The following is a 14,196-nucleotide window of genomic DNA, read 5'->3' as shown; positions in this document are numbered from 1 at the left end:
CGAGCCCGCAAGTTGAAAAATAATGTCGACCGCAGGTCGCTTACGCAGGAATGATCGATGAGAGTATTGATTGCGGGGGCAGGAATAGCTGGACTTTCGGCGACACGAGCATTGGAAATGAAAGGCATCGAGTGCGAGGTCGTCGAACGGCGGGAACGGCCGCCGACCGAGGGCGCAGGTATCTTCCTTCTGGGAAACGCCACAAGAGCGCTCGGCGACCTGGGGCTGCTCGACGAAGTCAAATCCGTCGCCTATCCAATAGCTTCTCAACGAATCCTTTCGCCTTCGGGTTCAGTTCTGAACGACGTCAGGACCGCAAACGTCTGGAAGGATTGCGGGCCCTGTCTCGCCCTATCGCGCCAATCTCTGGCAGGCATCCTCGAGATGTCGCTGAATCCTGGCACCGTGAACTATGGCTTGGAGGCGGTTTCGACGGTGTCCCAGGGTGATAAGCGCATAGTTCGCTTCTCCGACGCTCGAGAAAGAGAATACGATCTCGTGGTCGGCGCGGCAGGCGTCAATTCGCCGCTACGAAGCGCAGTGTTCGGTCCGAATGCCGCTCGCCAGATCGACATCTCCTGCTGGCGTCTGGTCGTCCGCAACAACGGCGAGATCGATGGCTGGACGGCGATGATCGGGAAAGGCCGCACCCTGCTCGGCATTCCGATCAGTGAAAGGGAAACGTACATATACGCCGACTGTCGCTCGAGCGAATTCGACGACGGCTCCGTCGATGTTCTGAAGCGGCTGTTCGGCGACTTCGCCGGACCCCTAGGCCCGATTGTGGCGGCTCTAGATCCGGACACCGCAGTCCATCGAGCCGTTTTGCAGGAAGTTCCCGCAAGACGGTGGGTAGCGGATCGTTGTGTCCTGATCGGTGACGCAGCGCACGCCTCATCGCCGAGCATGGCCCAGGGCGCCGGCATGGCAATCGAGGACGCGGTCGTTCTTGCAGAGCTTGTCATCAAGGGCGGGTCGATCGAAGGTATCCTTCAACGGTTCCACGAGGCCCGCATTGGCCGGGTCGCATGGGTACAGAAGAAGTCACGCGCACGCGACAAGCTCAGAACGGGTTCGAGTACGATACGAAACGCTGTCCTGCGGCTGTTCGGCGACTCGCTGTACCGGCGCACTTACGAACCCCTCACACACCCGCTCTTGTCCTGATACAGCAAGGCCCGCCTAAGGTACGACATCTAAAGGATGAGGTCTTGGCAGCGAAATCGTGATATAACGTTACCGACGCGCCCTGCGCCACCCGGCCGCGCGTGCCTCCTCGGGACGCTGTCCATGACCGACCGTGAGTGGCGGCCGCCATCTTGATACCGGGTAGCGGCTCTTGCGAGCGAGGTTCGTCCGGCATGAATTCCCAGGATGAATCGCTCATCCCTGCGTGCTATGCGGGAGCCGTTTATGTTTCATCGGCTGTAGCTTTCAGCGGGAATCTTCTTCAACACACTCGTGAGCAATCCCTTCAACTCGGGCTCTTGAACACGAGCGGCGGCGTCAGTCGGCGAAAGCCACTCGAGTTGTCTTTCTCCCTGCTCTGGAAACTTGCTGTGGACTCCGTCCACCTTGAGCAAGTGCGCCGCGACAACCGGAGCAACTTTCCTGCCATTCGCGAGTGTCTTGAGATAGGTGTAATAGCCCCATGGGCGTTTCTTCGCCTTTCCTGTTATGCCAGCCTCTTCCCACGCCTCCCGCTCGGCAACACGGTGAGGTTTCAGATCCTTGATAGGCCACCCTTTTGGTATCGTCCATCGGCGAGAGCTTCGCGTTGTAATCAGAAGAATCTGAACGCTTCCGTTCTCGCCGAACCGGTGGCAGATCGCACCGATCTGCTCGACCGCGCCATTTTGCATGATGGTGGCGGCCAATGGCGCAAGGCGCGCAAGGTAGCGTTCATTGTTTTTCATTGCGCACCTACCAAGACAGGCGGTTTGACCAAAAAGAGCCACGCGGTCATCGACGCAGACGGCAGACCGAGTAACCTTTGATCGACGGCAGGGTTGAGTCCAGGACCATCCGATGGCAGAACCGATGCTGCAGGACATGCGTGAGGACGCGAACCTCTTACTGACCGCGCCTACGACACCAATACCTTCCAAGACTCTTGGCCAAAGAAAAACAGCTTGGGCTGACATTCCGCCATAACGAACCGCAAGTTCAGGTCCCCTCAGCAAAATGAGATCGAACGGTTCTTCAACAAACTCAAGCAGTTCCGCAGCATCGCGACGAGATATGACAAGGAACCCGCCACTTTCTCGCGGCCATAAGCCTGGCCGCGAGACGCATCTGGATCAGGTCGTTACGACCCCATGCCCCGCCGGCAGATATCGGACTAGAAACGATAGGTAACGCCCGCGCCGATCAGCCATGGATCGAGCTTGGCCTTGCCGCTGACACCGGCGCCACCGACATTGGCCTCGAAATCTGGTCTCAGGAAGACTTTCTTCGCATCGAAGTTCACGCCCCAGTGGTCGTCGACCATATAGTCGAAGCCAGCCTGTAGGGCGACGCCGAAGGTGTTCTTGACATCAAGGCTACGGGCACTTTTGCCTGACTGGTTGTAGAACAGCGTATAATTGACGCCGGCGCCGACATAGGGCCGAAAGGTGCCGAAATCAGTGAAATGGTATTGAAGGGTCAGGGTTGGCGGCAGCAGCCAAGTCTTGCCGATCTCTCCGAGCGTTGAAATTGAGCCACTGCCGTAAACATTGGCGTAGGTTGTGCCGAGGATGAGCTCGGCGGCGATATTCTCGTTGAAGAAATACGAGATGTCGAATTCTGGTATGACCGTATTCGAAAAGGAAAGGTCCGAGCCCTGCAACCCGTCGACGCGGCCGGAGTCGTTGGTGATCACGTTAAGCCCCCGCAAGCGTATCTGCCAAGGGGTCGTGTCTGCCGCTGCAGCAGCGGCGGGCGCCGTAAATTGTGCCGTCGTCAGATCCGCCGCTTCGGCGATGCAGGCAGCAACCAATGCTGCGGCGGTGATGATGGCGCGGACGATATTGCTGGATATCATTTTCCCTCCTTCGACCGAGATTCGTGGTTCTCGCCTTTCCTGAGTCCCTCACACCGGTACAGCTAGCGAGGGGGTTTACATCGGCTAACGCGGTGACCACCGCGTCCGGAGAGGCAAGCAAGCATCGTGCCGATTGGGAGCATTGTTGCAGATCAATTGGATGGCATTCATAGCGCCTTGTGCTATGTCCGACAGTTGTCGAAGTTCTAACAACGCGTGTAACGGGCAGTGCGTGCGCTTTGTCGTCTCCCGCACCCGTATGAAGCTGGAGCCATGCCATCAGCGCCACTGCAGCCGCCCCGCAGCTCAATGTGTACGGGCAGCCGGTATACGCTCAGCGTCCGACAGCATGGGCGGAATCATTCTACATCACAAAAATTATTTATCGTATCACTTTTATTCTTGCCAGCGACATTAAATGTGATACAACAAATGCATGAAGATCACCTACGACGAAACCAAGCGCAAAACCAACATCGCCAAGCACGGCTATGATTTCGCCGATCTGGACATGGAATTTTTCGCTTCGTCTGTGGTGGTCCCGGCCAAGGAAGGTCGCTTCACGGCGTTCTGCGCAATCGTGTTATTGCCGTAGTCTTCGCCCGCCTTGGTTCGGAAGGCGTTTCGATTATCTCCATGCGTGACGCCAGCCGGAAGGAAAGGAGCTTACTATGACCAATCTATCCCGCCGTATCCGCCGGATCTCCGACAAGGAGGAGGCAGACATTCAGCGCAAGATAGCCAGCGACCCAGACGCCCCAGAGGCCACCGACGAGCAGCTTAGGCAGGCAAAGCCTTTTGCTAAGGCCTTCCCGGACCCGGCCGAGAGCATCAAGCGTGCCAGAGGCCGACCGGCAGTTGAGAACCCAAGGCAGCAGATATCCATTCGCCTCGATCCGGATATCATTGACTATTACAAAAAGAACTGCGGCAAAGGCTGGCAAAGCCGGATGAACGACGACCTTAGGAAGGCTGCCGGGTTGAAGAAAGCCGGTTAACTACTTCGCCCTCACCTTGAGTCGCACTGTCTGGTCGTACGTCCTGCCGCCCGCCGTCACGACACGGTTGACGAGGCTGTAATTCGCCCCGTCCGTGCCGGAGGAGAGCCAGACAGTGGGAGGCGGCCTTTTTGCCCTTGAAGAATCCGAGTGCGTCGAGCCGTTCGCAGGACTTCATGCCAGTTGTTCGCTGGAGAACCTGTTAGCCGTCGTAGGGAGCGGCGGGGTATGCATACATAGAGTCACTTATAAACCCGGACAACCAGGGGAGCTGGTCGGCCAGTATCCTGCCCGAGGTGAAGGACGACGGCTCGTCGGACAGTTGGCTACGACTACTGTGACGCAGACATTACCGAATCTCTCGCCTCGGCCCACACATGTCTTCATACATCCGTAGGGTGGATCGGCGCCATCCAAGAAATCGATTTTGCGGTTCGTACGGGATGTTGCATTAGGGTACATGCCCAGGGACACGTCGACCTACACGCCGAGCCCCTCAGAACCGGTGTCAGGACACCTCCCAGACGTGTCCCTGGGTACTGCTTTTCAGGTAAAATCGCCGAGGAGGCGAGCGCGATCAGGCGCAGTTTTCCAGCGCGCTCGCAGGCAACGCGCTCGTGCGGTCGCTGCTTCGGCAAAGATATCCGCGCGGCGTGTCTGCCGCGTGCTGATAATTCGATCGCTCTTCAGCAAAGGACAACGACATGTGCCAAACGTACGTGCAGTCGCCGAACGGCTTGACGCGGGCTGCCGCTCGGCGGCAGCGCGAAGCGATTCCATCAACGGCGGTGGCGTGCGCTGAGCGCAAGTCTAATGCCCCACAAGAGCGTCAGAGGCGTGGAAGCTCAGGCTCGACACGGAGGCGGTGGACGAAACACGTGGTCAGCTGATCAAGCGCGTCATCGCCGGATCCGCAGTCAATTCCTATTTTTTGGTGGCCACTCCGTCATTTGCTGCCGCAGACGACGTTCTGTTTTCCTCCGACAATGGCACTTTCATCGCTTTCGGCGGAATCGGCCTTAGTAACATCAAGGCCCAGAAATTTGTCTACAACGGCGCACAGTCGTGCACAAACTCGGGTTGGGAGAGCAAAGGGCCACAAGTGCAGTCAGCTGAACTGGGAGAGCAAGGGGATCACCCCTTTTCACCGCCGGTGCAGACGCGCAGATCGACGACGACCGGAGCGTGAAGGGCAGCGTCAACTTCGGCACCGGCGGCAACGGTCATATGGTCGACACCGACTGGCTGAGTCCTGGGCTCGATGACTGGAGCGATCGCTCGACCCACCCCAACACCGATCATTATGTCGCCGGAGCAATCGAATTGGATCGGATCATCTACAGCAATGAGACCAGCAGTATCCCGATCGGCGCCGGTTTGCGCTACACTGACGTTCAGTGGACAGCCTATGGCGGATCGGGCACCCATTCGAGCGAGGATGGGTTCCGCGATCAGCCCGTTGTATGGGCAGACCGGGAAATTAGAAACAGCTATCGGCAAAAGGTTCCGGTTAGCTTCATCGGCCTGAGCGGCCATCAGGCCATCGGCGATCTCAGGATCCGCGGCGGCATTCAGGGCGACTTGAGCTTGGGTATCAGGGACATCGACGACCACTTCGGCGGCCCGGCGTTATCTGACGATATGGATCCGGCGCCGGCGATCGGCGCCACGGTTGCGGTCAACTACGCATTGACGCAGGTGCTTCGCTTTATCTGTCCGGTTCGTTCGAGCGCGTGTTTCACAACTGCGGCAAAATGGAAATACGGGACATGTTGGACGGAACCCGCCTCCCGTGGACGAAGGATGAGGCGGGGGCGAATTTCGAGGCGATCTCGATCTCCTTGGGGCTGAAGGGCTCGTTCTGACTTCCAAAGACGTCAACGCAAACATGAGGACGAGCACCGGGCCGGATCACGAGCTAGATGATTCGAACCCATTTGTGCATCATGCTCTAACGAGCAGCCCTGATCAGCGTCTCAGCAAGTCTCGTCTTTCCAGCGATGATTTCGGAGCCTTCATAGGAAAGATGACCGCTGTCTCGGTAAAGGAATTTGCCGTCGATCTCGGTCTTGCATGTTGTGTCGTCGCACAGATAGTCCTGGTAAGAGACAACCTCTACGTCAGCCTTCGAGGCCACTTGATTCAAGAGCTCGAGAGTGCGGGACCGCATTCGGCCGTAATCGCTGACATGTATCTTACAATCACTGTAGCGCCCGAGCATAACACCTCCCCTTGCCTTTCGCTCAAGGCAATCGGCAATATCGAAGCTTGCGACTGGCGGCGGAGCAACAACCACCACTCGCTTGCCCAGGGCGCGAACAGCTTCAACGAGAGACTTGATACCCTCGGCGGCTCCATCCACCGAAGCTTCAACCTCCGCGAAAGTATCGTTACTCCTCTTGAGCAGCATAAAGTCCTTCGATACGGCGGTGGCAAATGGGCTTGAAATGACGACAGTGCTCACCTCCGGCTGATTTTTCAGGATGTCCAAAACACTGTCATTGAAGCGAATACAGTCCTTGCCAAAGGCACGAGAGTAATAGGGAACGGTTGTTGAACTCTTCGAGAAGGCAGCAACGCCAATGGCGGGGAGGCATGCGTTCATGGTGAGCTGAGCCAGGCCAGCTTCCCCGACTGTTTTAGCCAAGCCGGGAACCAGTGCCATCGCAAACGAATCGCCCCAGACCAGCAATCGTGGTCTGTCCGTCGTCTGGCAGTCCTTCGGGATGCCCTGAGGAGGCGATCCGGGACTGAAAACACATGCGCTTCCCAGGCCGTAATTGATGCGTCGGATCTCAGAAAAGTCGACCTTACTTTGGGTTTCGGCAATGGCGACTGAGGGCGCGAAGCCGAGAACAACCGATACGGCGAGCAGGCCTGAAGCCATCCGCCTGCGAGATGTGATTAACCCCTGCCGGAACGGCTCCTCCACGAAACGGTGAAGAGCTAAGCTCGCAACAAAAGAGAAAGCAACTGCCGCATAGATTGCAAGCGCAGGCGGCTCTGCTATCCAAACAGCCCGCACATAGACGAGCACGGGCCAATGGATCAGATAGAGCGAGTACGAGATGTCCCCAATCCTCGCCATGCCTCGGACCGCCACATTATTCCTGCTGGGTGCAAGCAGGAGGATCAGCGTTCCCAAACCAACCAAGGCGGCATCCACGCCAGGGTGCTGGGAACCAACAGGAGCAATGGGAATAACGAGGAGAAGCGCGAGCGCCGGGAGGCGCAGCGCCGCAAGCTTGACAGCCACGCGAGAGCTGGCGGGAAGCAAAGCCCCGAGCGAACCAATGGCCATTTCCCAAAATCGGGTTGGTAGAAGATAAAATGCAGCGGATGGGTCACGAGAAGCCACGTAAAGACATAGCGCAACGCTGGCAATGAGGAGCGAACTAATTCCCGTCAGCCACCATCGCTTGGGCGTCAAAGCCAGGAAGGCAGGAAGCAGCAGATAATACTGTTCTTCGACAGCGAGCGACCAGAAATGCAGGAGGGGCTTCGTTTCGGCGGCTCCGCCGAAATAGTCTGACTGAAACCAAAAAACGATACCGGCGGTAAATGTAAGCGCACCGAGGACCTGAGTACGGAACTCCCGCAGGCCGACGTCTGACAGGAAGAAGGGCGCAGCCATTGTTGTGAGCGCAATGACGACATAGGCCGCCGGCAACAGACGCTTCGCACGTCGATAATAGAATTCCCAAAAGCTGAAGCGTGATTGCTCAAGCTGCGTCTTGATGAGGCCTGTGATCAGAAAGCCCGAAATCACGAAGAAAATATCAACGCCAAGATAACCCGCTGCGAACGGCTCGACACGGGCATGATAAAGGACAACCAGCAGTACAGCCAAACCCCGCAAGGCCTGGATATCGCTTCGAAATTCTCTCGGCATGGAAGACCTGATGAAATTCTCGATTTACGTGGATGAACTGAGGACTCGGGACACGTTGTCAGCCATAGCTGTCTGCAGGAACGAAGTGAAAAATGGCGCCGTCTGGAATCATTCGCTGGATTGATTTCGACCCGTTGTCCGTTTCCTCCCCAATGACGAAGAAAGTCGCCGGCAGCAGGTGTTGTGTGCTTGATTTCGGTCAATTGATGCTCCTCTAATGAAGCATGTCCGGTAATTCGTAAAATCGATTGTTTGGATGACGTGCATCCACGCGCTGGATCGCTCGCATACCCGCTTTGCTCTTCGAGAATACGAATGCGATGACCTGATAAAAGCCCCAGGAAAAAGGAAAATGGGCGAAACGATCACAGGTCATGCGACAGCCGATCCTGGATGGTGATGAGCGCTTTCTGCCAGATCCCGAGACGTTGCCTTTTCTGAAATTCATGTTTCCGGCAATTGGCGCGCGGGTCGAAAAACTTCTTTCCTCGGGCCTTGGCGAGGTCGCGATTTTGATCGCCATGTAAAACCATGCTTCCTCGACAATTGGCTTTATCGTCGGTTTGGCCGGCGGGGTGTGTCTCTGGGTAGGTTTTCGATGCCTTTCAAACAAGCCAGAGCGTAGGTTCTCGCCTCGCTTCAGATCGCGCAACACTCCGACCTTGAATGTCAGAAAAATGTTGGCTATTTTCTGACATATGAAAACCAATGCGACCTCGGTACCGGATCAGATCATGAGGCGCGCCCGTGCACGCGGGCGTGGTGGGGTTTTCACGCCTAGCGACTTCCTGGATGTGGCTGAACGCGCGGCGGTCGACCAGGCGCTCTCCCGACTGGTCAAGGCTGGAAAGCTTCGGCGCCTAGCGCGAGGCCTGTACGACTTCCCGAAGGTCCATCCGCAACTTGGTCCCCTTTCGCCGACTCCCGACGATGTCGCGCAAGCATTGGCGCGGGAGACTGGATCCCGGGTGCAGATCGCGGGTGCGCGTGCAGCGAACGCGCTCGGTCTTTCCACTCAGGTTCCGGCAAAGAGCATCTATCTGACCGACGGCCCCTCCCGCCGTGTCGTACTGGGCAAGCGCGTGGTCGATCTGCGTCACGCCTCGCCCAAGCATCTGATCGCTCCGGGCAGCGCGGCCGGCACAGTCGTACAGGCCCTTCGTCACATGGGGGCGGTACGTGCCCGCGACGTTGCGCAGATCGCGGCGCGTCGTCTTTCGGTCAGCGACAAGAAGAAGCTCGCATCGACTGCGGTCCAAGCTCCCGCCTGGATGCGGCCGACGCTTGTCTCGATCGCCAATGCAGCGTCGGGCGAGATCGATGGATAAGGTAGCTCTTCTTCCAGCCGGGGATCGGGCAGCACTCTTTGGCGAAACAGGCGCTGGCCGAGGAGTCGCCAATACGATCATCGAAAAGGACTTCTGGGTCTGCTGGACGTTGAAGCGACTTTTCGGCCTACCTGAGAAGGATCCCGCCACCCTTGTCTTCAAAGGTGGCACGTCCCTTTCCAAGGCGTTCGGCGCAATCCGTCGCTTCTCCGAAGATATCGACCTGTCTTTCGATCGAGCTTATCTCGGCTACACGGGCGACCGCGACCCCGAGAAGGAAGGCATCAGCAAGAAGCAGGCGAACAAACTTATTGAAGCCCTGGTGAGCGATGTCGAGAAGCACATTGCGGAGAAGCTGCTTCCGGCTCTTCGATTCGCCATCGTCGAGCAACTCGGCGAGCCGACCAAAGGCGAATGGTCGTTGGAAATCGACGCCAGCGACGCGCAGACGGTGAACTTCCACTATCCGACCGTGCTACCTACCTCCGAATATGAAGGCATGGCCTACATCACCCCACGGGTGAAGCTCGAACTCGGCGCGCGCGGCGATCCATGGCCCGCTGAACAGAGGATCATTCGCCCATATGCGGCGGAGGACTATCCCTACTTCTTTGAAGAGCCTGAAAGCACTGTCACGGTCCTCTCCGCCCGCCGCACCTTCTGGGAGAAGGCGACTGCATTGCATGCGGAGGCGCATCGCCCCGCCGAGTCTCCGACGCCGCAATATTTTTCGCGGCACTACTACGATCTCGCGATGCTCCTCGGCACGGACGAGGGCAAAGCCGCCGCCACCGATTTCGAGCTTCTCGCTCAGGTCGCCAAGCACAAGGCAACCTTCTTTCGTTCCGGCTGGGCCAGTTACGACACCGCCCGTCCCAGGCGCGCTACAGCTCTTGCCGGACGAAAGGCGGATCAAGGATCTCCGCGCCGACTACAGAGCAATGGCCCTCATGATGTTCGATGAGAGCCCGCCATCCCTCGACGAAATACTTGCGAAACTCGCGGCTCTCCAAGAAACAATAAACAAATAGCACAAGGCGACCCTGTGGGGAGAAAAGCCCATTAGCTCGTTACGATCCATTGACCCGCGCCTGATTGACGACTTCGTCGACTTCGCTCGAGGGCGCGGCTGCGTGCTGGATATCTCGGAATCACGTTTTCGGAACCACAAGGCGATCGAGTTCCTTGACTACGCCTAGATGTCATGAGCCTGTCGCGCTCGACGCTCCTGACAGGGCAAAAACTTGCCGCGGCGCAATCCGCAGCAACCTGGCTCAGCTGCGATCGGAGCGTTCGTCCTCGTAACGCGTTCGCCAGAAGGCTCGATCGGCTGCATCCGGTGCTTCGGACCGCATTCGCTGGAGCAACAACCGCGACGGCTAGCTATCGGCTTTGGCATGCCGGTTTACGATCGCTGGATGCCTGTGGCGGAGGTTTAGGGCAAAAAGCAGAGGGAGCTTTGTATCACGCCGCAGGACAGCGCCACCGCATGCAGGCTCAAGAGGTCCTTCAGTCCTTGTGCGGTAACGGCGAGGCATTTGCCGGAAACCGCAGTTCTTGGGTATGTTCACGGGCGGTTCACTGCGACCTAAGAAATCAGCTGCTTTTTGAAAGGTGAACTGGATCCATGTCGAAAATGCTCTAGCGAGCAGCACGGATCAATCTCTCAGCGAGTCTCGTCTTTCGAGCGATAATTTCGGAGCCTTCATAGGAAAGATGACCGCTGTCTCGGTAAAGGAATTTGCCGTCGATCTCGGTCTTGCATGTAGTGTCGTCGCACAGATAGTCGTGGTAAGAGACAACCTCTACGTCAGCTTTCGAGGCCACTTGGTCCAAGAGCTCGAGGGTGCGGGACCGCATTCGGCGGTAATCGCTGACATGTATCTTACAATCACTGTAGCGCCCGAGCATAACACCTCCCCTTGCCTTTCGCTCAAGGCAATCGGCGATATCGAAGCTTGCGACTGGCGGAGGAGCAACAACGACCACTCGCCTGCCCAGGGCGCGAACGGCTTCGACGAGAGCCTTGATCCCCTCAGCGGCTACATCTTCCGAAGTTTCAACCTCCGTGAACGCACCATCACGCCTCTCAAGCAGCATGAAGTCGTTGGATACAGGGGCGTCAAATGGGCTCGATATGACGACAGTTCGTATCTCCGGCCGACTTTTCAGAATAGCCAACACACTGTCATTGAAGCGAATACAATCCTCACCGAAGGCGCGCGGATAGGGAGAGGCTGCCCGCCTCGAGAAGGCAGCAACGCCAATGGCGGGGAGGCATCCGCTCATGGTGAGCTGAGCCAGGCCGGCTTCTCCGACTGTCTTGGCCAACCCGGGAACCAGTGCCATGGCAAATGAATCGCCCCAGACCAACAATTGCGGCCTGTTCGTCGTCCGACAGGCCTCCGGGACACCATGAGGAGGCGATCCAGGTGTGAGATCACATGCTCTTCCCAGGCCGTAATTGATCCGCCGGATCTCCGAAAAGTCAACCTTGCTCTGGGTTGCGGCAATGTCGACAGCGGGTGCGACGCCGAGAAGGACCGATGCGGCAACGAATCCTGGGGCTAGCCGTACACGCGAGGTGACCACCCCCCGCCGGAAGGGTTCCTCCACGAAACGGTAAAGAGCTAAGCTCGCAACAACTGAGAAGGCAATTGCCGTATAGATCGCAAGCGCAGGAGGCTCTGCCAGCCAAGCAGACCGTACATAGACGAGTACGGGCCAATGGATCAGATAGAGCGAGTACGAGATGTCCCCTATCCTTGCCATGCCGCGGACTGCCATATTATTCCTGCTGGGCGCAAGCAGGAGGATCAGGGTTGCCAAGCAAACCAAAGCGGCATCCATGACCGGGTTTTGGAGCCCAGAAGGTCCAAGGGGAATAAGCAGGAGAAGCCCAAGCGCCGGAAAGCGCAGTGCCGCAACCTTGACAGCCACGCGAGAGCTGGCGGGAAGCAACGCTCCGAGCGAACCGATCGCCAATTCCCAAGAGCGGGTCGGCAGAAGATAAAATGCAGCGGATGGGTGACGAAAGGCCACATAGAAACATAGCACTGCGCTGGCAACGAGGAGCGAACTAACCCCCGTGAGCCACCATCTCTTGGGAGTCAAGGCCAACAAGGCAGGGAGCAGCAGGTAGTACTGCCCTTCGACAGCGAGCGACCAGAAATGCAGGAGGGGCTTCGTTTCGGCGGCTCCGCCGAAATAGTCCGACTGAGACAAGAGAACGATATTGCCTGTAAACGTGAGCGCCCCGAGGACCTGGTTTCGGAACTCCCACATGCCCACATCTGACAGGAAGAAAGGCGCAGCGATCGTTGTAAGCGCAATGACGACATAGGCCGCCGGCAACAGACGTTTCGCACGCCGATAATAGAATTCCCAAAAGCTGAATCGTGATTGCTCAAGCTGTGTCTTGATGAGGCCGGTGATCAGAAAGCCCGAAATCACGAAGAAAATATCAACGCCAAGATACCCGAACGGCTCGATGCGGGCATGATAAAGAACAACCAGCAGGACAGCCAAACCCCGCAAGGCCTGGATATCAGTTCGAAACTCTCGTGACATTAGTGGACCTGTTGAAATTCTCGATTCAAGCGGATCAACTGAGGGCTCGCAAAGGGTGGTACTCAGCCACAGTTCGCCCGCAGCAAAGTTCATGCCTTTCTGCAGTCGTACGTTGCTTTAGCTTGCCGTTCTTCCGTTTCTTCGCCGGTACAAGACGTCGGCTTCACGTCGGCCACCACAACGAGGATTTCGGCGTGCAGAACGGATGAGGACCGTCGTCGAATGCCAAGTAAATGCAGTGCCGTCTGTGCACTCCGACCAAGCAACCACGTCGACCTTGATGAAGGCTCAGTCCGCCCAAACGAGCAGCGACACCGCTCGAGTCGCAGGCGATCGCGCAGAGCTCCGGTCCAACTTCGACTACCTTCGAGTCGCTTTGCGTTGAAGGCCCCTGTCGGCCCGACGATACAAAAGAAGTTGGCGACTTCGACATGGTCGGCGCGTTGCAACCCACATTCCCAGTGCAGCTTGCACCGCACCTGAGAGCACATGCAAAGACCTCCGCCTTCTTGCTCGTTCCCGAGGCAGGCCGCGATCGAAGCTGCGCCTGATTGGTGCGCATCAGACGTGGTCGCCAATTATTGCGATGCTCTCCATTGAGCCGGCATAATCCTTGCGCCAAGTTCCAGTCCGATCGGTTCTCAAGCCATTCCGTCCTTCCAGCGCTCGCAGTGGGCTGCCGATGTGATTGATTTCATTCGATTGATGTTCTTCTAATGAGGTGTGTCGCCTAGTTCGTAAAATCGATTATTTGGATGATCCACATCCGCGCGACGGATAGGGCGGCCCGGTACGCCTCTTAAGAAACACGCGGCACGGTAAACGCTCTTCGGATCCTTCGCGATTGCTGGTGTATGCGGGTCTGCTCCCGTGACTAGTATTGTCGCGATCGATCGACTGAGAAGCGGCTTGGTTTCGCGCGGCATCAGTGTGTGCACTCAGTTCGCGGTGTGTGACCAACCCGGCAATGATGTGGGGCGTAGGCCTTTCGACGCTGTGGAAACGAGATTTGTGCCGCGCCAGTCAAGATTACAGCCTCCAACAGCGCACACGCCGCAAAGTCGCGCTCAGCATGAACGCACAGCTTCAGATGCGACCTTCGACTATCCATGACCTGGATGTGTTCAATCCAATCATTCGATTTTGCCGAACTTACGGGATGTTGCATTAGGACCGACCACACCGCGAGCGGGTGATTTGAACAGTACCCCCATACACGTTGGCCATGTACCGTTTTCCGGTATGACCCGTTGTAAATTAAACTGAGGCGAAAACAATTTTGAGACGTCGACTCAAGCCCCGCAGCCGGATCTCCGCCAAGACGAACGCGTGATCCGCGCAAACGGCGCGACCATTCAGTTCGCCGATGTCGAAAGCGTGACC

The 14,196-nt window shown here is 57.4% G+C and carries 11 protein-coding genes and 3 pseudogenes; 7 read left to right on the top strand and 7 right to left on the bottom strand.

What is annotated here, in order from left to right; translation table 11 throughout:
* Window positions 1–57 precede the first annotated feature (57 nt).
* Complete coding sequence (locus QA637_RS29440; RefSeq protein WP_283068003.1) at window positions 58–1,167, top strand: FAD-dependent monooxygenase; 1,110 nt, start codon at window positions 58–60, stop codon at window positions 1,165–1,167.
* 251 nt (window positions 1,168–1,418) lie between these two features.
* Here QA637_RS29440 and QA637_RS29435 read toward each other — a convergent pair whose 3' ends face one another.
* Together QA637_RS29435 and QA637_RS29430 are read right to left on the bottom strand one after the other, a co-directional pair.
* Window positions 1,419–1,916, bottom strand: a complete 498-nt coding sequence (locus QA637_RS29435) for an NUDIX hydrolase (RefSeq protein WP_283068001.1) — start codon at window positions 1,914–1,916, stop codon at window positions 1,419–1,421.
* Between the two features lie 425 nt (window positions 1,917–2,341).
* On the bottom strand, window positions 2,342–3,025 hold the full coding sequence (locus tag QA637_RS29430) for an OmpW/AlkL family protein (protein ID WP_283067999.1): 684 nt from the start codon (window positions 3,023–3,025) through the stop codon (window positions 2,342–2,344).
* A gap of 436 nt (window positions 3,026–3,461) precedes the next feature.
* Between QA637_RS29430 and QA637_RS29425 the strand changes: the two are divergent.
* Window positions 3,462–3,700 (top strand): annotated as a pseudogene (locus tag QA637_RS29425) (BrnT family toxin).
* Window positions 3,697–4,023 carry a BrnA antitoxin family protein gene (locus tag QA637_RS29420; protein ID WP_283067997.1) on the top strand — a complete coding sequence of 109 codons (327 nt, stop codon included), beginning with the start codon at window positions 3,697–3,699 and terminating at the stop codon, window positions 4,021–4,023. The pseudogene QA637_RS29425 and the gene QA637_RS29420 overlap by 4 nt, the downstream one beginning before the upstream one ends.
* Here the strand turns inward: QA637_RS29420 and QA637_RS31095 are convergent.
* Window positions 4,024–4,113, bottom strand: a pseudogene (locus tag QA637_RS31095) (phage fiber-tail adaptor protein); the annotation flags it as partial.
* A 775-nt stretch (window positions 4,114–4,888) separates the two neighbouring features.
* Between QA637_RS31095 and QA637_RS29415 the strand changes: the two are divergent.
* Window positions 4,889–5,212, top strand: a complete 324-nt coding sequence (locus QA637_RS29415) for a peptidase (protein ID WP_283067995.1) — start codon at window positions 4,889–4,891, stop codon at window positions 5,210–5,212.
* Window positions 5,213–5,250: 38 nt separating this feature from the next.
* Window positions 5,251–5,874 carry an omptin family outer membrane protease gene (locus QA637_RS29410; RefSeq protein WP_283067993.1) on the top strand — a complete coding sequence of 208 codons (624 nt, stop codon included), beginning with the start codon at window positions 5,251–5,253 and terminating at the stop codon, window positions 5,872–5,874.
* Between the two features lie 100 nt (window positions 5,875–5,974).
* Here the strand turns inward: QA637_RS29410 and QA637_RS29405 are convergent, their stop codons facing one another.
* Window positions 5,975–7,915, bottom strand: coding sequence for an acyltransferase family protein (locus QA637_RS29405; RefSeq protein ID WP_283067992.1), 1,941 nt, complete (start codon window positions 7,913–7,915; stop codon window positions 5,975–5,977).
* 214 nt (window positions 7,916–8,129) lie between these two features.
* On the bottom strand, window positions 8,130–8,438 hold the full coding sequence (locus QA637_RS29400; RefSeq protein WP_283067991.1) for a hypothetical protein: 309 nt from the start codon (window positions 8,436–8,438) through the stop codon (window positions 8,130–8,132).
* A gap of 211 nt (window positions 8,439–8,649) precedes the next feature.
* Between QA637_RS29400 and QA637_RS29395 the strand changes: the two genes are divergently transcribed.
* Together QA637_RS29395 and QA637_RS29390 are read left to right on the top strand one after the other, a co-directional pair.
* Window positions 8,650–9,243, top strand: a complete 594-nt coding sequence (locus tag QA637_RS29395) for a DUF6088 family protein (RefSeq protein WP_283067989.1) — start codon at window positions 8,650–8,652, stop codon at window positions 9,241–9,243.
* Window positions 9,236–10,274 (top strand): annotated as a pseudogene (locus tag QA637_RS29390) (nucleotidyl transferase AbiEii/AbiGii toxin family protein). Before QA637_RS29395 ends, QA637_RS29390 begins: the two are co-directional and overlap by 8 nt.
* Window positions 10,275–10,884: 610 nt before the next feature.
* On the opposite strand, the gene QA637_RS29385 reads toward QA637_RS29390, so the two are convergent.
* Both QA637_RS29385 and QA637_RS29380 read right to left on the bottom strand, forming a co-directional pair.
* Window positions 10,885–12,906: an acyltransferase family protein gene (locus QA637_RS29385; RefSeq protein WP_283067987.1), complete on the bottom strand. Its 2,022-nt coding sequence runs from the start codon at window positions 12,904–12,906 to the stop codon at window positions 10,885–10,887.
* Window positions 12,903–13,304 carry a GNAT family protein gene (locus QA637_RS29380; protein WP_283068044.1) on the bottom strand — a complete coding sequence of 134 codons (402 nt, stop codon included), beginning with the start codon at window positions 13,302–13,304 and terminating at the stop codon, window positions 12,903–12,905. Before QA637_RS29380 ends, QA637_RS29385 begins: the two co-directional genes overlap by 4 nt.
* Window positions 13,305–14,196 lie beyond the last annotated feature (892 nt).

The sequence above is a fragment of the Sinorhizobium terangae genome (assembly GCF_029714365.1).
Taxonomy (GTDB): domain Bacteria; phylum Pseudomonadota; class Alphaproteobacteria; order Rhizobiales; family Rhizobiaceae; genus Sinorhizobium; species Sinorhizobium terangae.
Note: the sequence above shows the minus strand (reverse complement) of the source record. Positions and strands in the feature narration are given on the sequence as shown.